The sequence below is a fragment of the Streptomyces sp. NPDC017940 genome, from assembly GCF_044328435.1.
Lineage (GTDB): Bacteria > Actinomycetota > Actinomycetes > Streptomycetales > Streptomycetaceae > Streptomyces.
Genome location: NZ_JBIRHJ010000003.1, coordinates 571,067 through 593,322 on the forward strand (window position 1 = coordinate 571,067; position 22,256 = coordinate 593,322).

At 69.8% G+C, this 22,256-nt stretch carries 10 protein-coding genes; 1 reads left to right on the forward strand and 9 read right to left on the reverse strand.

The window, feature by feature from the left end:
- Window positions 1–88 precede the first annotated feature (88 nt).
- The 9 genes from ACH4DX_RS12625 to ACH4DX_RS12665 form a co-directional block, all read right to left on the reverse strand.
- Window positions 89–1,345: an amidohydrolase gene (locus ACH4DX_RS12625; protein WP_398122095.1), complete on the reverse strand. Its 1,257-nt coding sequence runs from the start codon at window positions 1,343–1,345 to the stop codon at window positions 89–91.
- Between the two features lie 784 nt (window positions 1,346–2,129).
- The gene (locus tag ACH4DX_RS12630; protein WP_398155042.1) at window positions 2,130–2,759 is read right to left on the reverse strand and encodes an SMI1/KNR4 family protein; all 630 of its coding nucleotides are present in this window, start codon (window positions 2,757–2,759) and stop codon (window positions 2,130–2,132) included.
- Entirely contained in the window at window positions 2,759–9,682 is a 6,924-nt protein-coding gene (locus ACH4DX_RS12635) for a polymorphic toxin-type HINT domain-containing protein (RefSeq protein ID WP_398155043.1), read from the reverse strand. Before ACH4DX_RS12635 ends, ACH4DX_RS12630 begins: the two co-directional genes overlap by 1 nt.
- A 96-nt stretch (window positions 9,683–9,778) precedes the next feature.
- Window positions 9,779–13,453 (reverse strand): LamG-like jellyroll fold domain-containing protein, encoded by a 3,675-nt coding sequence (locus tag ACH4DX_RS12640; RefSeq protein ID WP_398155044.1) that lies wholly within the window; start codon window positions 13,451–13,453, stop codon window positions 9,779–9,781.
- A gap of 94 nt (window positions 13,454–13,547) precedes the next feature.
- Entirely contained in the window at window positions 13,548–15,059 is a 1,512-nt protein-coding gene (locus ACH4DX_RS12645; RefSeq protein ID WP_398155045.1) for a hypothetical protein, read from the reverse strand.
- A 451-nt stretch (window positions 15,060–15,510) separates the two neighbouring features.
- The gene (locus ACH4DX_RS12650) at window positions 15,511–16,752 is read right to left on the reverse strand and encodes a hypothetical protein (protein WP_398155046.1); all 1,242 of its coding nucleotides are present in this window, start codon (window positions 16,750–16,752) and stop codon (window positions 15,511–15,513) included.
- A gap of 437 nt (window positions 16,753–17,189) precedes the next feature.
- Window positions 17,190–18,125: an N-acetylneuraminate synthase family protein gene (locus ACH4DX_RS12655; protein WP_398122034.1), complete on the reverse strand. Its 936-nt coding sequence runs from the start codon at window positions 18,123–18,125 to the stop codon at window positions 17,190–17,192.
- A gap of 13 nt (window positions 18,126–18,138) precedes the next feature.
- Window positions 18,139–19,449 carry a cytidylyltransferase domain-containing protein gene (locus tag ACH4DX_RS12660; protein WP_398122033.1) on the reverse strand — a complete coding sequence of 437 codons (1,311 nt, stop codon included), beginning with the start codon at window positions 19,447–19,449 and terminating at the stop codon, window positions 18,139–18,141.
- A 215-nt stretch (window positions 19,450–19,664) separates the two neighbouring features.
- Window positions 19,665–21,038, reverse strand: coding sequence for a DUF6716 putative glycosyltransferase (locus ACH4DX_RS12665; protein ID WP_398155047.1), 1,374 nt, complete (start codon window positions 21,036–21,038; stop codon window positions 19,665–19,667).
- A 198-nt stretch (window positions 21,039–21,236) separates the two neighbouring features.
- On the opposite strand from ACH4DX_RS12665, the gene ACH4DX_RS12670 reads away from it, so the two are divergent.
- Entirely contained in the window at window positions 21,237–22,217 is a 981-nt protein-coding gene (locus tag ACH4DX_RS12670; RefSeq protein ID WP_398122031.1) for a glycosyltransferase family 2 protein, read from the forward strand.
- The last annotated feature ends 39 nt before the right edge of the window (window positions 22,218–22,256 follow it).

A 22,256-nucleotide genomic window follows, 5' to 3' on the forward strand; every position in this document is an offset into this window, starting at 1 on the left:
AGCGGGGTCACGCGCGGCGCAATGAACGGGGTCTCTCATTCCGCCCCCGAACGGGCCGGGCCCGTCGGACCCGGCGCCGTACACGGCGTCAGACGGAACGTTCTGTCCCGTCGATGAGGGCGGCGGCGGTGAAGAGTTCGACACCCACGGTGATCGCGTGCTCGTCGGCGTCGAAATCGCCCTGGTGCAGGTCGCGTACGCCGCGCTCGCCCGGGGTGCGCACACCGAGCCGGGCCATCGCGCCCGGCACGTGCTCCAGGTACCAAGAGAAGTCCTCGCCGCCGAGGCTCTGCTCGGTGTCCTCGACGGAGGCGACGCCGCGCCGGGCGACCATGGCGTCCCTGAGCAGGTCCGTGACGACCGGTTCGTTGACGACGGGCGGGACGCCGCGGATGTAGTTGATCTCGGACTTGGCGCGGTAGAGGTCCGCGATCTCCTGGATGGCGCCGTGTACGAGGTCGGGGGCCTGCCGCCAGGCGACGAGGTCGAGGCAGCGGACGGTGCCGGAGAGCTCGGCGTGCTGCGGGATGACGTTGGGGGCGTGCCCGGACTCGATGCGGCCCCAGGTCACGGAGAGGCCGGAGCGGGCGTCGATGCGGCGGCCGACGAGGGCGGGGACGTCGGTGGCGACCCTGGCGGCGGCGGTCACGAGGTCGGTGGTCAGGTGCGGGCGCGCGGTGTGGCCGCCGGGGCCGTCCAGCGAGATCTCGAGGCGGTCGCAGGCGGAGGTGATGGGGCCGTGGCGCAGGCCGATGCGGCCCGCGTCGACGCGGGGGTCGCAGTGCACGGCGACGATCCGGCCGACGCCGTCGAGGGCGCCGCTGGCGACGGCGTCCGCGGCACCGCCCGGCAGGACCTCCTCGGCGGGCTGGAAGATCAGCCGCACGGGGTGCGGGAGCTGCCCCTCGGCGGCGAGTCCCGCCAGCACGAGGCCGGCGCCGAGGACGACGGTGGTGTGCACGTCGTGGCCGCAGGCGTGGGCGCGGTCCGGGACGGTGGAACGGTAGGGCACGTCCGTCTTGGTGTCCGGGATGGGCAGGGCGTCGATGTCCGCGCGCAGGGCGAGAACGGGGCGGCCCGGCTGTGGCCCGCCGCCGATGTCACAGATGAGCCCGGTGCCGACGGGGAGCACACGGGGCGTGAGCCCGGCCCGCTCGAGCCGGGTCTTGAGCGCCGCGGTGGTGCGGAACTCCTGGTTGCCGAGCTCGGGGTGCATGTGCAAGTCACGGCGGAAGGCGATGAGTTCGGCACGCAGCGCGTCGGGCAGCGCGCCCGGCATATCCCCCGGCTGGTCTCCGGGGGACGCGGACTCGGATTCGGCGTCGGCCTTGGGCTCGCGGGACATCAAATGGTTCACCCTGTGAAGGGTAGGGCGATCGAGGGGTCAACTAACCCTCGATCAACAAAAGTTCAGCCAGATTGAGGTAAGAAACTAGGTCCCCTGGCGCATGCCCGGTCGGCACGGAGGGTAGAAAGGATAGTTACCTTCCGCTTGCGGAGGGGCATCTCCGCAGGTCAGTGCGGGGCTCCGGGCGGGGCAAGGCGTCATCCTCCCGGGGGAGGGGCTGCTTGTTCGCCGTTCTGCGTCCGGGTGGACGGGACAGGGGCGGAGGCGGGGGTTCCTGTCTGGTGGCGCCGATAATAACCCCCTATAGGGGGATTTCTTGCTAATGGGGTGCATGGGCTTCGGGTGCCCGGGTGGGCCGGGGGGAAACGTCGGGGTCCGGGGGGTGCCCGGCGGAGGAGCCACCTGACCCTGTTCGGACCGGGCCCGTGCCCGGGCCATGATTCGAACGGGGGTGTGTGCGGTTCGGAGGCGGGGGCCGTGCGGTCGGGTGTCCTGCTGGGGCTCGGGGGTCATGTGCTGGGGTGGCGGCGCTCTGATCAGGCGTCTAGTTGCCGCTCACGCCCCCCACGACCTACTCCATACAGTGGCTCCCCAGGCAAGACGTCGAACTCGTCGCCAGCAAAAAGTTGCTGTGGCACTCTCATATACGGCGTCATCGCCACTCCGTCCGATGACGTGGCCGACAACTACCGTCACGGCAACCAAAAGCCCTGCCTAGAGTACCTGGCGGGGTTACAGATTTGCATCAGCCACTTTCGCGGACCAATGTCACACGGTTACGTCAATCGGAGACCGAATACTTGATCACGGCTCCGTCTGGAAGATCTCTGATCTGCACGGCAAGGTCTGCACGAAGCCGCATCCCTTTCACCGCGTCGAGGGCGTACAAATTATCCACCGAATAATCTCCCCCCAATACGAACGGCCTTTTGGGGAGGAGACGAAGGCCCTGCTGAAGCTGCCCTTTTTGACTCTGCCACTCATGCATCAACGGGAAACCGGTCTCGACTTCAAAGTCGGCGAGCAGACGACTGGCCCATTCTTCGAGACTTGCGGCAAATGGCGACACCTCGCCGGTCTCCGGATCGAATGCGAATATCGTTTCACCCTTGATTCCGAATTGCCCACCGAAAGCATCCTCGGCGAAGAAGAGATAGCCGTCGGCCATGCCACCGTATCCCGCCCGCCACAACTGGGCGTCGTTCCAATCCTCTTGACTGAGTACACCAGAACCGGAGCACGCTGGATAAACATGCAGAGCCGACTCGAAGGCGTAGAAGCCGTTGGCGCACTGCAAAAGTTCCGTAAGTTCTCCACCCAAGCGCCCGGACGCGCGGTCCGGCTTGTTCGCACCTGCAGAAGCCAACGGCTCCCCAGAAATAGCGAGGAGTTTACTGATCGAAGTTTCCATTAGGGGCACACCACCACGTGAACGACAGTCCCGTTTGACAACCCTGTGCACTGATGCCTGATGACTGAGCCAGCTCCTCTATTATCGCTGGGATCAATTGGCCGCACACTTGAGCCTGTGCCGCCTTCCTGGAACATCGCAGGAGGATACTCGTCACGATCCTTTCCTGCCACCACCGGATTACCCTTCATCGACTGGGCACGCCGTTTACTTGCGCCGCCTCGATCGATGGTCAGATGATCCGGCTGCCCTGCCGCCTGCGCGTCTTCGATGTGCTGAGCAGATTCCGGGTGCCGACCCCTACTCACCTCAACATCCGGTATCCCATTGCAATTGTGAACCAGTACCGGCGTAGCCCCCGCCAGCACATAGTACGTATGCACGTCCGCAACGGTCAGGTTGTACACCGTTGCCGATCGCGTCCAGCGGGCGACCGCCGCGATCTGGACGTACGTCCCCGCGCTGTTCCGCAGCCACTGTCCCGGCCGAAGGTCCTTCGCCTCGATCCATTCGTCCAGCTCCGGAACCCAGAAGGGATGTCCGTCCGTCGCCGTGACGGAAGCCGTCCTGCTGCCCTTCTTGCCGTCCGTGTCGATCGTGACCTTGACCAGGTGCTTGGCGCCCTTGCCCTTGATCTCCGCCGTGACCGTACGGACCTTCGTCTTGCCGGTCCTGGGGTCTGTCGCTAGAACCTTGTCGCCCACGTCGACGTCTCTGACGGCCTTCGTACTGCCGTCCGCCATGACGACTCTGGTGTCCGGAGTGAAGCTGTTGGTGACGTCCTCGCAGCTCTTCGCCGCCGCGTCCTCCAGCTTGTCGGCCTTCTTGTCCAGACTTCGCCACTTGCCGTAGCTGCTCTTGAGTCTGCCGAGCAGGCCCCAGATCCGCTTGGCGAGTGCGACGCCCTTCTTCCAGTGCCACAAGTACTTCTTGGCCAGCTGTCCGATCTTCGCGCCGATCGCACTCGTGACGACGTTCAGAATCGTGGCCCCGCAGGCCCCGAGGCTGCCGGTGCTGAAGCAGTCCAGGGCGTCGGTGATGCCCAGTTCGTCGGAGAGGATCTGACCGAGTTCCTTGGCGGCGGACACCGCGAAGCTCTTCTCGACGTTGGCGCGGGAGCGCGCGGCAACGGCTTTCCGCTGTGCCGGGGTCTTGTCGAGCTGGAAGTACGTGTAGTAGGTCTTGGTGACCTTTACGTCGTGGCCGCCCCTGTCGTTCAGGTTGCACTGGACGCCGGGGAGCTTGCACTCCTCGGGCATCATCCCGGTCGGGTCCGACAGCGTCACCGGACTGTTGTTGGCGTACGCGTAGCCGTTGATCTGCTGCGGATCGGTGAAGTCGATCAGCGGGTCGGCGGAGATGAAGCGGCCGTTCTCCGGTTCGTACTCCCGGGCCCCGATGTGGGTCAGACCCGTCGAGGCGTCCATCGGCTTGCCGAGGAAGCCCTTGTCGTCGATCCAGGGGTCGGTCACGGCCGTACCGCGTTCGTTGCCGAAGGGGTCCATGCGGCGTCGCGTCACCGCCCCGGACTTCGCGTCGACCGCCGCGAGGGACGTCCCGTGATGGTCCCCCGCCAGGAACTGCACGCCCTTCGGTGTGCGCGTCGCGACGGTCTGGCCGGCGAAGGAGTAGTAGCGGGTGGCCTCGACCGCGCGGGTGGCGGTGTCGAGGGACAGTTCCATGCCCGGCAGGTACAGCGTCTGCTTGCCGGGTTCCTTGCGCAGGAGACGGCTGCCGGACGCGTCGTAGGAGAACGTCGTCGCCTCGGTGTCCGGCTTCGCCGACCTCCTCAGCTTGCCGGTGGCGTCCCAGGTCAGATCCTGCGTCGTGCCGTTCAGAACCCGCTGGCGGGTGTTGCCCGCCTTGTCGTAGGCGAAGGTGTCCTGCGACTTCACGGCGGGCCCGCTGCCGCTCGCGGGGGTGTCCGTCACCACCTTGTTGAGGGTGTGCGGGCCGCCGTTGCCGTCCGCGCCCTTGCCGTACGTGTACGTCCGCGTCACATCCGGCTTGCCGCCCACACCGTGCAGGACCTGCTTGCTCCGGTTGCCGGAGGCGTCGTAGTCGAAGTCCTGCCAGTAGGCCCCGGGGCCGCCGAGCGTCGGTGCCGCGGGGTCACTCGCACACGCCTTGTTCTGCTCCCCGGTGCCCGCGGCCTCGTCGGTCGGGTTGGCTGTCGCCCAGGCCGACTTCAGGCGCCGCTGCCAGTCGTAGCGGAAGCACTGGACGTCCGCCTGGCCGCCCGTCGGGGTGTCGGCGATCGAGGTGACGTTGCCGGAGGCGTCGTAGGTGAAGTCGGTGTCGGCGGTCACCGGGTCGACGCCCGAGATGTCCACGCGGGAGTTCGTGAGCCGGTCCGTGCCGCGCTCCCGCTCGTAGGTGAGCCAGGCCTTCTTGCCGTCGGTGCCGCCGATCGTGCCCAGTTCGAGCTGCTGGAGCTGGGAGGTGGGGGCGTAGGACGCGAGCCCGACGTAGGCTCCCTGCTTCCTGCCGTCGAGCGTCGATTCGAGGCGGATGGGGCGTTGCAGGTCGTCGTAGGTGTAGGTGAGCACCTCCGAACCCAGGCCGCCCGCGCCGGGGACGGTCTGCGTCTGGACCGTGCCGTCCGGGTTGTACTGCGTACCGAACTCATAGGTCGCCGCGAGCTCGGCGGCCGTGTCGCCCCCGAGCGCCACCTTCGTCAGCGTCGGTTGGTACATCTCGTCCAACGTGGCGTTGACCGTCGAGGTCTGCACCTTGCCGTTGTCGTACGTGTACGACCCGTACGGCTGCCCCTTGGCGACGTGGTCGTACGTCGTCGCGGTGAGCTGGGTGCCCTTGTCGGGCTCGCCCTCCCACGTGGACACCGGGCGGCCGAGCACGTCGTACTCCGTGGACACCGTCCTGTCCCGCATGTCCGTCGTGGAGACGAGACGGTCCAAGGTGTCGTACGCGTACGAGGACCTGCCGGTGTCCGGGTCGGTGGACGAGATCTTGCGGCCGCGCTGGTCGTAGCCGTACGACCAGGAGTTACCGGCCGCGTCCTCGACGTTCTTGAGCTGCCCGGCGGGCGTGTAGGTGTAGGACGTGGCCTCGTAGTCCGTCGCCGTGCCGTTGGGCAGGGGCTTGTCGCCCTTGTAGCGGCGGATCTCCGTCGCCCTGCCACGGCCGTCGGTGACAGTCGTCGTGGGCGGCGTGCCGACGGGTGGGTCGACGTGGACGCGGTCACCGCCGTGGATGTACGTGGTGCGCCACTTCTCCTCGTCGGCGACCTGGAAGATCTCCGCCGTCTTCCGGCCCGCGCCGTCGTACTGGCTGAGGGTCTGGCCGTCCACCTCGCCGGTGGGTTTGAAGATCTCGTCCTCGGGCGCCTTCGCGGTGTAGTAGTCGGAGGTGGTCTTCACGACGTTGCCGAGGCCGTCATAGTGCGTGTCGGCGACCACTCGTCCGCCGTTCGGCCCCTCGGACTGCTGCTGGCGCGGCCGCAACAAGCCGTCGTAGAGCGTGTACTCGGTGCCGTAGGACGTACCGCTGTTCTCGATCTTCTCTGTCTTGACCGCTGCCGGGGCACTCTTGCGGATCTGGTAGCTGTACTTGATGGCGGGGGTGTGGTCCTTGTCCCGGGGCCGGTCGGGCATCCACACCGAGGTGACGCGGCCGAGGGCGTCATGGCCGATGTCGCTGCGCTTGCCGTTCATGTCGACCTGCGCGGACGGCGCGCCCCAGGAACGGGCGTACTCCGTAAGGATTTGCCAGCCCAGCGGGTTGGTCTCCGTCTGCTTCGTCGTCAGTCCGTCGGTCTCCGTGTACGCGAACTTCGTCTCGGTGCCCTTGGCGTCCGTGACCTTCAGCGGGCGTCCGAACCGGTCGAAGTCGGCCGGCGCGGACTCCGTCACCGTCTGGTACGTGGCCTTGGTGCCGTCGTGCTTGGAAAGCCGCTGCACCTTGGTCACGTCGCCCTTGACGGGCGCTTCGCCCAGCGCTTGGCCGTCGTAGTACGTTCGCTCGTCGGAGATCACCTGAGTCTTGCGGTCCGGAGTCGTCCCGCAGGTGACGGCGACCTTCTCGATCCGGGAGACCAGGTCGTAGATGTGCTTCGCCTTGTTGTCGGCGAACTCGGTGCGGACGCACTGGTTGTCGGCGGCGTCGCCGACCTTGCCGTAGTCGTCGGTCTCGATCGCGCGGCCGGTCTCCGCGTCGTAGCGGGTGGTGGCGGAGACCTCCTGCCACTTGCCCGCGCCCAGGGCCGTGTACGTCTTCGTGGACTGGGGACGCACGTAGTACGCCTTGCGGGTGCCCCAGTCCTTGACCCGGGTCGCCGTGGCGCGGGACCAGGCGGTGCTGATGCTCCTGGAGACGATCTTGTCGGCTTCGTACCCACCGTTGTAGGTGATCGTCTCCAGTTCCTGACCGGACAGCTCCTCGTCGTCGGCGTGCTTCATGCCGGTCGAGTCCTCGACATCACCGCCGAGGCCGCGCAGGAAGACGTGCTCCGACCGCTGGTTCGCGGTGCTGACGGTCCCGTCGGACTTCGTCACGCGGACCTTGCCGTATCCGCGCCAGTCGCTGTGCGTGCGGTACTCGTCCTTGGTGATGCCGTCCGGCTTGGCCTTCTTCCAACCCGCGTCGCCCAGGTATGCGTGGTCGCTGACGCTGTCGGGTGTGCCGCCGGTGAGGTCGTCCTCGATGACACGTCTGACCACGTACTTGTGGAACCAGTCGGTGATCGGCTTCTCGTGGCCCGGAGGATTCCACTTGACCGGGTAACAGGCCGACTTGGGCGCGTCCTCCGAGGGCAGATCGCTCGCCTCGCACTCCGCGTCGCGGTAGAGGACGTTGAGCTGTCCGCCCGTGCCGTTGTCCACGCCGGAGAGGCGGAACCGGTTCATCGCCTGGATGCTGTCGCCCGGCTTGTCGACCCGGTTGGGCAACTGCTCCCCGAGAAGTTCCACGACCGGTGTGGTCACCGTGCCGGAGCCCGCATGGCCGGTCTGCTTGATCGTCTTCAGCCAGAGCGACTTGGAGCTGTCGCCGTTGTCCGTGAAGACGTGGCCGAGGGTCCAGGAGTCGACGTCCGCGTAGCCGTCGCCGTAGCGGATCTGCGTCGTGATCTTGCTCAGCTTCTTGCGGGTCCAGAAGGTCGGGCTGTTCTGACCCTTGCACTTGGTGCCGGACTTGCAGTTGAGGTCCCAGGGGACGTCGGGCCAGCGGCCCGCCGTCGCGTCCGTGAGGTCGCCCGGTTCGCAGTCCGCAGCCGCGGCCAGGCACCGCTCGTCGGTGTCGAAGACCATGCGGGCTGCGGCCGGAGTGCTGTACGCCTTGCCGTCCTGCTGACCGTAGTCGACCCGCTTGAGGTAGCCGCCGCGCGTGTACGACTTGCCGTTCTCGTCGGTCTGCAAGTTCTGGGTGTAGTAGTTGGTCTCCTTGCCGTAGAAGTACGACATGGCGTTGCCGTGCGGGTCGACGACGTAGTCGAGGTTCCAGCGCCAGGCCTGCTTGCAGTGGGACTCGGCGAAGGTCGCCTTGTTGCAGGGTTCCTTGTCGTCGTCGCCGTAGACCGGGACGGTCCAGGCCGAGCCGGTCTGCTCCTTGCCCGAGGTGTAACCGGGCAGGTTGTCCAGGCCGAAGTAGTACTGGGTGCCGTTGGTCGTGGTGACGCGCCAGTGCTCGCCGTCGTCGTCGCCGTTGCTCGCCCCGGAGAGCTTCTCGACCTTGCTGTTGTCGTCGCCGCTGATCCGCCACTCGTCGGACTTGTCGTCCTTGATCAGTTCGCCGGAGCTGCCACCGCCGAGCTGGATGGTGGCGTTGTCGTACGCCCAGCACTGGTCGCCGTTGGCCTTGGCGTGGCCGTCGTCGGAGCACGGCTTGTAACGGCGCTCGATGAAGCCGGGCTCATAGCCGAAGCCCTGCCCGATCCAGGAACCCTGGTTGTTCGTGGCAGCGGTCTGGCCGTCGGCGGACTGGGAGTTGTAGGACAGCGCGACCGACGGCGCGAGGCCGCCCGGCGCGGGTGGGGTGCGCAGCGGGTACGTCCAGTTGAACGCACCGGAGGAGTTGGACACGCTCCACTCGGCGGACGGCGCGAGCGGCGTGGCGCCGAAGCTGCCCTGGTCGCCGGAGGCCCCGGCGGTCGCGGCGAGTACGGTCGCCGCACCGGTGGACCCGGTACCGGCCCGCACCGGGACGTCGGCGCCCAGCGTCCGCGCGGCGGCGTCATTGCTGGTGGTCGGCAGCTCTCGTGGAGTCGTGCAGCCCTTCTTGTCCGGCGTGCTCAGCGCGCACTCCGGGAGTTGCACCAGCCGGAGGCGGGAGCCGTAGCCCGCGCCGTAGGCGTCGGCGAACGCGGAGTAGTCGAGGGTGACGCGTGCGGTCCCGGCCTGCCCCTGGCCGGCCTTCGACTCCGCGGTGCCGCGCGTCGGCTTCGCGGTGCCGTCCGCTCGCGTGTCCTTGTCCACGGCCGCGATCGAGAGCAGGACCCCCTCGACTCCTGCCGCCGCCGTCTTCCTCCGGTCGGCGACGACGACCTTCAACTTGGCCGGAGTCGCGGGAGTCGCCGCTCCTGCCGGTCGGTGTCGGGTGCGGTTCCCGGGCGGCCCGAGTTCGACGGGCATCCCCGCCGCCTTGACGGAACGGGTCGGCGCGGCCCCCAGGGAGACGGTGTCACTCGCCGCCCCGGGCCAGGTGACACCCGGCGCCCGCCGCACCCGCGCCTTGTCGACCGGATTGGGCCTCGGCCGTTCGGCCTTCAGGGTCGTACCCGGCACCGGCTTGCCGAGGTCCTTCTGGAGGGCGGGCCGGGAACGGCCCCTGTCGTCGGCAGACGCCTGCGGGACGTACTGCGGAAGCAGCCCCACGGCCATGGTGACGCCCAGGGCGAGTATCACCTGACGGCGCACCCCCGGGTACGCGGGCCAGGAGGGCAGACGGAACCGCTTGGACGTAGACATGTCACAACTCCGGGAAGTCTCGGAAGAGGGGGCGCGGGCGGGTGTCGCGGCGGCGGGGCGGCTTCCTGTACTGCCGCCCCGGCTCGCTGCCTGCGCCTATGTCACCGTTCCGTCCAGGTTCACACCGGACTCCAGGCCCGCGACGGTGGCGACCAGCGCCTCGTCGAAGGCTCCTTCGAAAACCCGCACCTCATCGATCGCGCCGGAGAAGTACTGAGACCCCGACGTCAGCCCGGCGCGTCCCACTTGGAAGCCGGCCGTGGCGAAGTTCCACTCGTTGGGCCACTTCACCACCTCTTCGGTCCACTGGCCGTTCACATAGAGGCGGACTTCTTCGAAGAGGGCGTTGTAGGACAGCGCAAGGTGATCGCCGTCACCGGAGCTGCTCGGCTGGAACCCCTGCGCGGTGGCCTCCTGCACGACGGAGTCCGCCGAGTCCTTGTCGGTCAGCCTCAGCTTCCAGCGGCCGCTGTCCTTGTCGAACCGCACACTGGCCGCCGAGCCCTCGGTCCCCGGCAACGCGAACACCGTCTGGCTGACCTTCGCGTCCGGCGAACTCAGCCGGGCCCGCGCCGTGATCGTGAAGCTCGCCTTGGACTTCAGCAACCCGGCGGTGCGGCTCGCATAGCCGTCCTTCCCGTCGAGCGACAGATGCCCGTCTCCCCATACGGGCTCTTCGGCCGGCTTGCAGTTCGGGTCGAGGATGTCGCAGGTGTCGTCCGCCTGGTGGACGGAGGACCCACCGTGCATCGACAGCCCCTTGCCGTCCGAACGGTCCGGCAGCGTCCCACTGGCGGACTCGTCCATGTCCCAGTACGCGCGCTGGCGCGGGGGGATGCCGCCGAGACTCTCCGTCTCGCCCGCGGCCAGGACCCGGTCGAAGACCTGGACGTCCGCGACGGTCCCCTTGAGGTTCGCGGTGTACCCGGCGGGCTCCAGGGCACGTCCGATCTGCAACGAGCCCGTGGCGTTCCACGTCGTGGGACGCTGCTGGACGTCCCCCTTCACGAGCATCCCGTTGACGTACATCCGCATCGTGCCCCGCGTACCGGACTTGACCTCCTCCTTGTCGTAGACACCGACCAGGTGGGTCCACTCGTCCGGCACGGGCCGGGGCCCCTGCACCTCCCACGAGATCATCGTGTCGAGGTCGCTGTCGGGCGCCAGGAAGGACCAGCGCCTGGAGGTGGCGTCGTACCCGAGCGAGAAGCCCGAGCGGGCCGACCCGTCCTGGCTCAGCACGCTCATCGAGGTCTTCGGCAGCTCGGGGAGCTGCACCCAGGCGGCCACGGAGAAGGTCTTGTCCGTGTCGACCACGTGCTGTCCGGTGTTGAGATAGGCACCGCTTCCGCCGTTCAGGGTGGCCGCCGTGCGCACCGAGCCGTGCGGGCCGTCCTCGCCGAACGTCACGCCCGAGCCCGCCGTGGCCGCCGGGGTGTCGTCGTTGCCCGCGGCCTCCTTGGACCCCACGGGGTCGGACAGACCCCAGGACGCCTTGGCCGAGCGGCCCTTGGTGACCCGGAAGCGGTAGGACCTGGTGATGTCCTTGGTGTTGCCGGCCCGGTCCTCAGCCCGTACGAACAGGGCCATGGGGGCTTCACGACGGGGCATCCAGCGCACGGTGACCGGTCTGCCGGGCGAGCTCGGCGTGACGGTGCGCTCCTCCTCCCCCGTGAACTGGTAGCGGTACTTGACCACGTCGGTTCCCTCGGAGTGCAGTTCGAAGGTGCCGTAGTCCCCCACGCCGTCGTGCCACTCGTCGTCGTCGGGGTACTTCTCGGACTTCACGTCGGGCGCGGCCGGTTTGGTCGAGTCGAGGATGAACTCGCAGCGGGTGCCGTCACCCTCGTGGCTCCACGGGCCCCAGGACGCATCCGGACCGGGGATGTCGTCGCCGCCGCGTACCCACCAGCCGATCACCGTGTTCTGCGGCAGCGTGAACTTGCCCGTGCCGTCCCCGGGGATGTCCTCGCCGGCCTTGTAGCTGAACCCGGCGACGCCACTGTCGCGGCCCCGCTGCGAACGCGACTGCTTGTAGTCGGTCGTGACGGCGTATTTCTTCTCCTTGCCGTCCTTGTCCGTCCAGAAGATCTCGAACTGGGCGCGCATCTTCTCCGAGTTGCCGCCCGCGTCGCCGTGGTCCGCGTCCCAGATCTCCGCGGACAGCGTCGGCACCGTCTTCGTGTAGTGCTTGGTGGCTTCCCCGTAGGCGCAGGAACCCCCGGAGTCCATGGTCAGGTCGCCCATCCTCGGCTGATAGGGCGGCCGGTTGTACGTCACTTCCAGCGCCGCGTTGTTGCAGAAGCGCTTCCAGGACACGTACGAGCCCTCGTCGGCGGCCTGGAGGCCGAAGGTGGTGGTGTCCCAGCCGCTGGACGCCGCCTTCTGCACGGTTCCCTGCACGTTGAAGCGCACGTTCTGGTTGGTCGCGGTGCAGGAGCCGGTCGGGTGGGTCGGCGACTCCGAGGTGATGTGGTCCTTGCTGGAGGGGCGGTTGGACCAGTTGGTACGGGAGTTGACGGCACTGCCGCCGGAGCTGTTCACGCGGTGCAGCTGCACCGAGCGTGCCTCGCTGTTGTACGTGTGCACCAGCGTGATCGCGAACTCCGCCTTGAGGATCTTCTTGCCCTCGAAGCTGCCGGTCGGCAGGGCGTAGTACTGCCGCTGCACGTCGTCGCTGCCGGTGCAGCGCACGGAGTAGTTGGCGGGGCAGCGGCCGACGCCCTTGCCGGACTCGACACCGTCGTCGGAGTTGGGGAACTTCCAGCCTTCGAGGCTGGGCTTCGCCGATGACACCCATGTCCACGCCGTGCGGCTCTTCGTCCGCGCGACCGGGTCGATGATCACCGGGTAGCGCGTGTGCTCGCCCCTGAGCAGGCCGAGGTCGGGCTTCAGGGTCATGACACCCTGCCGCAGGCCGAGGCCGACGTCGGCGACCCTGGCACCGTCCCCCGGCGCGGCCTGCGCCGTTGCCGAGGAGGGCTTTCGCTGCCCCGCGGCGTGACGTTCCCCGCGGGAATCCCACATCACCGGCTGCGGAGCCTCGAAGACCGTGCCACCGGTCTGCGCGTCCTTCGCCACCATCCCGCCGTCGGCGTCCTTGCGCAGAGTCACGCCCCGCGTCTCGACAGGCATGTCGACGGCGGCCAGCGCGGGATTCGCCGCCGCCCTCGCCGACTTGACGACCAGCAGGTGCGCGAACCCCTCGGGTTCCGCGCGGACGACCAGGTCCACGTCCGGCAGGACCGCGCGGTACGTGGCCGTCGCGCCCTCGACCTCGGGGGCGGGCAGCTTGCCGGGCCAGGACAGGGAGAACGTCCTGCCGTCCCGGCCCATCGTGGCGAACGGCCCTTCGCCGCCGCCGGAGAACGTCACTGCGGTGGGAGTGGCCTTCGGGGCGAGGGCGCCGTTCGGCTGCTCGACCAGCGTCGTGTCGATGTCGGCCCAGGCCCCGCCCTTCCGGGTGCGGACCGGCTGCGCGAACTCCTTGACGGTGAAGGTGCCATCGGGGTTCGCGAACGTCTGGGCGCGTTCCGTGCGGCGGCCGAGGACCTCTACGCGACTGCCGGACCCTTCCGCGCGGCGGGCGGCCGCGCCGTCCGTCGGTTCGGTGCGCGGTGCCGCACTCGCCGCCGCCCTCTCCGGGGGCCGGTCGGACGGTGCCGCCGCGGCCGTGGAAAGCCCCGAGACACCGGCCGCGAGGACGGACGTCACCGCTGCGACCACGACGGCGGTTCTTCGCGCCCGCAGCGCTCCCCTGCTCTTCAGCATCCCCAGCTCCCCCTGGTCCCCCTGCTTCGAAAGCCCTCTGCCCGCACCGCGCACCGGAGCGGTCCCGCGCACCGCAGTGCACACGGTCCGCCCGCTACCGGATGTCCGAACCGAACGCCTTGCCCTCGTCCGGGACGTCACCGGCGCCCGGCTTCACCGTGCGCACCGTCCCTGTCCCGCTGTCGATCTGGGTCCAGGTGGGCGCGTACACCAGACCCTTCCGGTCGCCCGAGGTCTTGCTGTACGGCACTCCCACGTACAGAAGCCGGTAGTTGGCCCACAGGCCGAGGCCCGTGAAGTCCCGCTCCTCGGCCTCGCCCGGCAGCCCGTGGCCGCGCGTGAGGACCTTGGCGCCGCGCCCCGGTGTGCCCAGGGCCGACAGGATGTGCACGGCGCCCGCGTTCTCCGCGGCCCCCACTTCCTGATTCGGGACACTGACGGCCAGCTTGATCGACTCGGCGGTCCCGACCGCTCCCGGGTCAGTGCTGGCCAGGGCGACCCGATGGCCGAAGTGGTCCGCTGCCGTCGGGCGCTCGTCGCCGCCGGTCGCCAGTCGGTCAATGAAGTTGATCTCGGTGACGGCTCCGGACGGCTTGATCCGCACAATGGTGACGGCGCCCGCGTCCACGACCGAGCCCACGTTCTCGTTGGGGGTGCCGACAGCCAGCAAGGCGTCCGTCTCGGAGTCCGCACCGGAAGGGCGGTACGGGACCATGGACAGCGCCGCGCCGAATCGGTCGCCCTCGGTGGACGTCCCGGTCACCAGAGCCGGGTGGTTCTCGTCCACACCGTCCAGGACAGTCGGACGCCCGTCCTCGATGGTGTGGTTGAACAGCGTCACCGAACCGGCGAAGGACTCGTCGCCGATCCCCTCACCGGGCACTCCGGCTGCGATGTAGCGACTCGTCGCCGAGAGGGACTGGCCGAAGCGGTCGTTGGTCTCCGCGACCCCGGGTACGTCCGGGTCGTCCTGGTTGACCGTTGTCCTGGTGGTTCCCTGGACGTAGTGGATACAGCCCGCGTCGGAGACGTCGCCGATGGCCTCGCCCGGTACGCCGATGGCGAGATACGGCTTGCCGCCCGACTTGGTCCCGGCTGCGAGGGCGTATCCGAACAGGTCCCCGGCCTCCGTGGCGGTACCGCCGTCGAGGCCTGCCTGGGTGTAGCTATCGATCTTGGAGCCCGGCCCGATGCCGGTCGGCCTGCCGTGGATGACATAGACCGCGCCGGCATCCGCCTGCGGGCCCGCGGCGGTGGTGACGTCCTCGTAGGGCGTGCCCACCACCAGGTCGTCACAGTCGTCGTTGTCAGCGTCGTACACGGCGATCGACATGCCGAACTTGTCGCCCGCCTCAGGGCTCGCTGTCATGCCGCTGAGCGCCTGTGAGATCTCGGTGACGCCCTTGTCGCCGCCCAGCACGACGCGGACCAGGCCTGCGTTCGCCTTGCCGTCCACGGTGGCTTCGGGGTCGGCCACAGCCATGTCACGGACGCCGTCGCCATTGAAGTCCGATCCCGCTCCGGCCGTGCACGAGGCAGCCGCCGCCGACGGCGCTCCCACCGCGACAGACGTCGTCGTGGCCGCCACCACCAGAGCAGCGATCACTCCCCATCCCGTCGTCCGTGCACACCCATGCAAGCGTCGGCTCAACTCCACAGTCCCCACCCCAGAGCTACAGAACACCGTCACAGAATGTTCACGGCGGGGTGAGTAAATGCCTCGACCGATCAAGCGTCAATGTGACTCACGCCACAACTTGCAGGCGGTTGCTACGTAAAGTAACCGACTGTGCGCAGGCGTTACGAGTACCAGCCAAAACGCACTGTGCCAGGCGCCGCCCGGTCACGCCGAATCTCGCGCTTTCCCCATGGCAAAGACAACGAGAATCGGCCAGGCCTCGGACAGGCGCGGTCCGGGACGTCACCCAGAGCAAGGGAAGTTTTTACCAAACACGCTTGGCGATATGTCCGTCTCCGCAACGGTGCCCGTGCAAAGCGCCGGTCGAGATGTCTGCCCCGCGGCGGCGGATAACGGGCCCGGCCCCTGCCTCGTCCGCCTACGCAGGCGACACCTGCTCGAACGACGTGGCGGTCTCCGCTGTCGGCTTGAGGCCCTGCGTAGGTACGGCGCCCGTGGCGGGTGCCGTGGGCTCGGCCGCCGCCGACTCCAGCCGCTGTACGTCCCGCGCGGTCCCCGTCACCCCCGACAGGAACCCCTGCGCCCGCGGCGACGCGGAGTCCGTGAGCCAGGTGGGGTCGATGTCCATGACGGCGACCTTGACCTCCGTGCCTGCCAGGGCGAGGGGGAGGGTGTGGACGACCGTGGAGGGGAAGCTGAGGATGGTGGAGCCGATGGGGCCGCGGCGGGCGATGAGTTCCAGGGGGAGGTCGGGGCGTACGACCTGGAGGCCCGTGTCGACGGCCAGGCGGTGCAGCTTCTCGGCGCTCTCGCGGCGGTGGGCGAAGTAGCGGGTCGCGCCGTGCGTACGGGCCAGCTTGTCCACCGCCTCGACATAGCGGTCCAGGTCCACCACGCCCGTCTCCACCAGCGACGTGCCGACCAGGTCGGCGCCCTTGGTGATGCGGGGCGGGCCGAACCTGGCCCGGGTCCAGGCGAAGGAGTTGGCCGCCACGGCCACCCCCTCGGGCACGGACGCGATCGGCATCGACGAGAAGACCTCGACGCGGCGGTGCCCGCTCGGGCTCGGCGTGAGACGGCGGCGCGCCTTCGCCGACACCGGCATGAACACCAGGTCCCGGGCGCCGGGACGGCCGCCGCGGCGGTGCCAGCGCACCAGGCGTTCGCCGTTGGCCAGTTGTGAGACGAACTCCATCGTCGCCGTGCCGTCGTCCACGACGACCAGGTCACGGGCGCGCGTGATGGTCAGGAGCAGTTGCACGTACCGCGAGAAGGGGTCGCCGATGACGATGCGTTCGGCCCTGCGCAGCGGCCCCGCGAGGCCGCCGATGGTGTGGAAGGGCGCGGAGGCGCCGCCCCGTGCCTCCTCCCAGCGCACCTGGAAGCCCTCGGCCCGCGCAAGCTCGGCCATGCGGCGCAGCTGGCCGCGCGTCATGGGGTCGGTGGGCGAGAGGACGACCAGGGTCAGACCGCCGTCCGGCGCACCCTCGTGCGGGTCCTCGCCGTGGCCGCCCTCGGCCACGTCCGCCGGGCGGCCCGACTCACCCGCCGCGTACGCCCATTCCAGGACGTTGAGCAGCTGCACCGGCGACTCCACGAACGCCAGCGTGCCGCGTCCGGTCGTCGGGGCGGCGGCGCGCCGTCCGCTTCGTACTGACATGAGTCCTCCCGTGCACAGCGGTGTGGCGGTCCCCCGTGGAGCCGCCGAAGCCCCGGCCACCGGGGCCGGAGCCGACGAAGCCGCGGTCCCGCTCAACGGGGACCGCGGAGCCGGTGCCCCGGGGTTCCCGGGGCCCGGCGGACCTGGGCCGACGCCCACCGGCCCGGGGCCGGGTGACGTACCCGGGCCGGGACCGGGCGACGTACCCGGGCCCGAGCCGGGCGGGCTTCCCGACCCGGGCCCGGCGGCATGCCCGGCTCAAGCCGGAAAACCTCCCCGACCCGGACCGGACGGCTCTCCCGACCCGGGCCCGGTGGCAAGCCCGACCCGAACCGGATGGCAAGCCCGACGCCGAGCCGGACAGCCTCCCCGACCCCAGCCGGGCGGCTCCCCCGGTGGTGCGGACGGCCGCGTGCGGGGCGTCCGCCCGGTGGGTGTCAGACGGCGGCCGGCTGGCGGTCGGCGCCCTCGGCGACGACGCCGGCGACCCGGCGAAGCTTCTTCATCGGGCCGAGCTCGGACTCGTACACCTTCTTGACGCCGTCACCGAGGGACTGCTCGATGGTGCGGATGTCGCGGACGAGGCGGGTGAGGCCCTGCGGCTCGACGGAGGCGGCCTGGTCGGAGCCCCACATCGCGCGGTCGAGGGTGATGTGGCGCTCGACGAAGGTGGCGCCGAGGGCGACTGCCGCCAGCGTCGTCTGGAGGCCCGTCTCGTGGCCGGAGTAGCCGATCGGGACGTTCGGGTACTCGGCCTGGAGGGTGTTGATGACCCGCAGGTTGAGCTCCTCGGCCTTCGCCGGGTACGTCGACGTGGCGTGGCAGAGCAGGATGTTGTCGGAGCCGAGGACCTCGACGGCGTGCCGGATCTGCTTCGGCGTCGACATGCCGGTGGACAGGACGACCGTGCGGCCGGTCGCGCGCAGGGCGCGGAGCAGCTCGTCGTCCGTGAGGGAGGCGGAGGCGACCTTGTGGGCCGGGACGTCGAACTTCTCCAGGAAGGCGACGGCCTCGGTGTCCCACGGCGATGCGAACCAGTCGATGCCGCGCTTGGCGCAGTGCTCGCTGATGGCCTGGTACTCGGACTCGCCGAACTCCACGCGGTGGCGGTAGTCGATGTACGTCATCCGGCCCCAGGGGGTGTCGCGCTCGATGTCCCACTGGTCGCGCGGCGTGCAGATCTCCGGCGTGCGCTTCTGGAACTTCACCGCGTCGCAGCCGGCGTCGGCGGCCACGTCGATGAGCGCGAAGGCGTTCTCCAGGTCGCCGTTGTGGTTGATGCCGATCTCACCCGTGATGTAAACGGGGTGGCCGGGCCCGGCGGTCTTCGAACCGAACGTGCGCAGGCGGGGGTTGGCGGCCGTGTTGCTCATGGGGGAACTGTCCTTAACTGTTGAGGGAGGGGCCGAGGATCCAGGCGGCGATCTCTCGGATCGCGCCGTCACCGCCGGGTACGGAGGTGACCGCGCGTGCGGCGCCGCGTACGACGTCGTGGGCGCTCGCGACCGCCACGGGCCAGCCGACGAGGCCGAAGCACGGGAGGTCGTTGACGTCGTTGCCGACGTAGAGCACGCGCTCGGGAGCGATGCCCTGCTCCTCGCACCACTGCTTCAGTGCGAGGTCTTTGCGGTCGATGCCGTGCAGGACCGGGATCTTGAGCTTCCTGGCCCGGGCGGCGACGACCGGGTTCACCTCCGTGGACAGGATCAGCATCGTCAGGCCCGACCTGCGCAGGGCCGCGATGCCGAGTCCGTCACCGCGGTGCACGGTGACGAACTCCCGTCCGTCGGAGTCGATCAGCACCCGGTCGTCCGTCTGGGTGCCGTCGAAGTCGAGTACGACCGCGTCGATGTCGGCGCGGGTCGGGAGCGCCCCGTCGCGGTCCGCGTCGAAGAGCGGGGCGAGGGCGCGGGCGCGGGCGAGGTCGTGCGGGTCGTCGATCTCCAGGACGCGCGCCGGGTCGGTGCGTACGGGCTCGGTGTGCCCGAAGAAGCGGTGCTTGTGCCGGCGGAAGCCCGCCACGTCCATGCCGTAGACGGCGCCGGTCTCCAGGAGGTCCTGGGGGCGGTCCTGGCGGCGGGGGCGGAAGGACTTGTCGTGGTTGACGCCGTAGCCGCCGGAGGTGGTCGGGGTGTCGGTGACGAGGCTTGTGGTACCGCCCGCCCGGGCCGCGGTGTCCGCGCGCTCCTCGATGGCGGGCTCGTCACCGGCGTCGCGCCAGATGAAGCCATGGAAGGGCGCGACGGTGTGCGCGGTGTCGGCGCCGCCCGCGGTGATCGCCGCGACGACGCCGTCCACGTCCTCGCGGACGATGAAGGGGCTGGTGCACTGGACGAGCAGGACCACGTCCACGGTCACGCCGTGCCGCTCCTCGTACCCGTCGAGGGCGTGCAGGACGGCGGCCTCGCTGGTCGCGGTGTCCCCGGCGATGGCCGCGGGCCGCAGCACCACCTCGGCGCCCGCGGCGCGGGCGGTCTCGGCGATCACCGTGTCGTCCGTCGACACCACGACATCGGTGACCAGCGGTGACGCCACGCAGGCACGGATGGCGCGGGCCACGAGCGGGACGCCGCCGACCGGTGCCAGATTCTTGGCGGGCACCCCCTTGGAGCCGCCTCGCGCGGGGATGACGGCGAGGACGCGACGCACCGGTCCGCCCTCCGGGTCGGACGGGCCCGCTGGGTGGGGCTTGGGCATGGAGGCTCCTTCAGGGATGCCTGGTGGGGGGCTTTGCGGGGCGGGCGGCGACACATCGCGGCCCGGCCCCTGCGGCGGGACTCCCTGGGGCGGGGTTCCCTGGGGCGGGATCCCTCGCGGCGGGGTTCCTTCCGGCGGAATTCCCTGCGGCGGGGTTCCCTGCGGCGGAATTCCCTGCGGCGGGATCGCGGGCCCGCGGCTCGCGTCGGGCGCCGTCACAGCTCGCCCATCCGCCGGATGACCGGTGCGACCCGCTGCACACCGTGGCGGTAGGCGCCGCGGGCGGCGCTGCGGACGGCCTGGCGCACCGGTCCTGGCTCGCGGTCGGCCGCGGGGGCGCCGGGCAGCGGCGCCGCGTCCGGGCCCAGGTGGTGGCGGGCGAGGATGCCGGGGAGATAGCCGGGGGCGGTGACCTGCGTGTAGTACGGCGCGATCGGCGGCAGGCCGCCGTCGCGGGCGCGGCCGGTGAGCTCCGCGACACGGCTGCGGGCCGCGTCGAACGCCGTCTCGTAGGCCCCGTCGGCGGCGACGCCCTGGCGGGCCACCCACTCGGGGTCGGGCGTCGGACTGTGCCCGGCGTCGAGCTGGTCCCAGGAGGCGAGGCAGCCGGAGCCGATGAAGGCGTGGTTGCCGAGCGCCTCGCGCACCCCGAGGTCGGTGAGGACGGCGGTGGGGATGGACCGGTGCAGCGCTTCGAGGGCGGCGGTGGAGCTGACGGTGACGAGCAGGTCGGTGCGGTCGAGGACCTCGCCCATGTGCCCGTAGACGAGGCGGAAGTTGGGCGGCGCGTCCTCGCTGCGGACCAGCTTCTGGTACGGGAGTTCCTCGATGTGCGTGGTGTGCTCGCCGGGCTTGCTGCGCAGCTTCAGGAGGACTTCGCGCTCGGGGTGGCTGCGGGCGTGCCGGATCAGGCGGGACAGCAGGTAGCTGCGGTCGGCGCGCTTCTCCGGTACGGAGGGCTGGGCGGCGAAGACGACGGTGTACGGGGTGGAGCGGCCGTCCGGGGCGTAGGGCGTGCCGCCGAGGAAGGGCAGCGCGGCCTCCACGACACCGGAGGCGTCGGCGCCCACTCCTTCGTAGACCTCGCGGAACCGCTCGGCGTCCTGCCGGGAGTTGGCGAGGACGACGTCCGCGCCGTGCCGCAGGAGCAGACCGTCGGCCAGCTTCTCGTAGACGACGCCGACGTAGCCGGTGACGACGACCGGTCGCCGGGAGGCGCCGTCGAAAGCGCGGGCGAGGCCGTGCAGGACGGCCTGGACGGCGCCGCCGACGAGGGCGAGGACGATGACGTCGTACGGGGCCTCGTCACCGGTCGCGGCACGCGCACCGGACGCACCGCCCACGTGGCCCAGGAACTCTATGGCGGTGACCTCGCGCATGCTGTCCGCGCGCACCCCCACCTCCTGGAGCTGGCGGGGTGTCGGCGTGGCCCGGCCGCGCAGGAGGTAGCCGTCGAGGTGGAAGTCCGCCGGGGTGTCCACGGCCGCGGTGGTCTGCACGAGGCGCTTCGCGGTGAGCGAGCCCCACTTCCACCGGGTGTCGGAGTCGGCGAGCACGGCGACCCGCGTCGTCTTGTTGCTTACTGGCACAGCGAAGACGCTAGGAAGGCATTCCGATGGGCGGCCCAACTCAGGTGCAACAAACGGTTAACAGCATGCCGACGAATGGCGAAGCGGGCTGGCATACGTGTGACGGGATGCCTGGTTAACCGTTCCGCCACGCTTCGTTCACCTGACATACCACTGTCGGCCAAGACGAATGCCGGGCCGACACCTAACGTCTCGCACGTGGTTAAGCTCTCCGTCATCGTGCCGTTCTACAACGTGCAGCAATACGCGCCCGACACCTTGAAGTCCCTGCACGCGAACGCGCGCGAGGACTTCGAATTCATCTTCGTCGACGACTGTTCGACGGACGAGACGCCGGACGTGCTCGAACGCGCCGCGCGTGAGCTCCCCGGCGCCGTCCACCTCAGACATGAACAGAACGGGGGCCTGGCCACGGCCCGCAACACGGGGCTCGACGCCGCCCGCGGCGAGTACATCACCTTCCTCGACGGCGACGACTGGCTCGCGCCCGGGTACTACCCCCGGCTGCTCGCGGCCATCGAGGGCCTCGGCTGCGACTTCGTGCGCACCGACCACGTGCAGTGCACGGCGCGCGCCCGCAGCGTGCACCGGGTGCCGCACGGCCTGCGCGACGTGGTGATGTCCCCGCGCGACGTGATCCTGCCCGCCGACCGCTCCACGTCCGTGGACTACGCCTTCGCGTGGGCGGGCATGTACCACCGCCGCCTGCTCGACCAGGGCCTGCTCCACTTCACCCACGGCCTTCGCACGGCCGAGGACCGGCCGTGGATCTGGCGCCTGCACCGGGAGGCGTCGTCGTTCGCCGCGGTGGGGATGCTCGGCGTCTTCTACCGGCGCGGCGTCGCGTCCTCGCTGACCCAGATCGGCGACGTTCGCCAGCTCGACTTCATCAAGGCGTTCGATCAGGTGGTGCGGGAGACGGCCGAGGACCGGGACGCGGACGTGCTGCTCCCGAAGGCGGTCCGTACGTATTGCGCGATCATCTCCCACCATTTGGGATCCATCGAAAGGTTCGAGCCAGCCGTGGCCCGGAAACTCAAGGCGCTGAGCGCCGCCGCACTCAAGCGCATGCCGCAGGGCGTCCTGGAGGAGGCCCTCGACTCCATGGACGTACAGCGCTCCACCCGCCTCCGCCGGCTGCGCCGCCGCTCGGGCGGCGCCGGGGAGGTGGCCGCGTGAGCCCCGCAGGCTGGGCCGTGCCCGAAAGCCCCGCGGGCC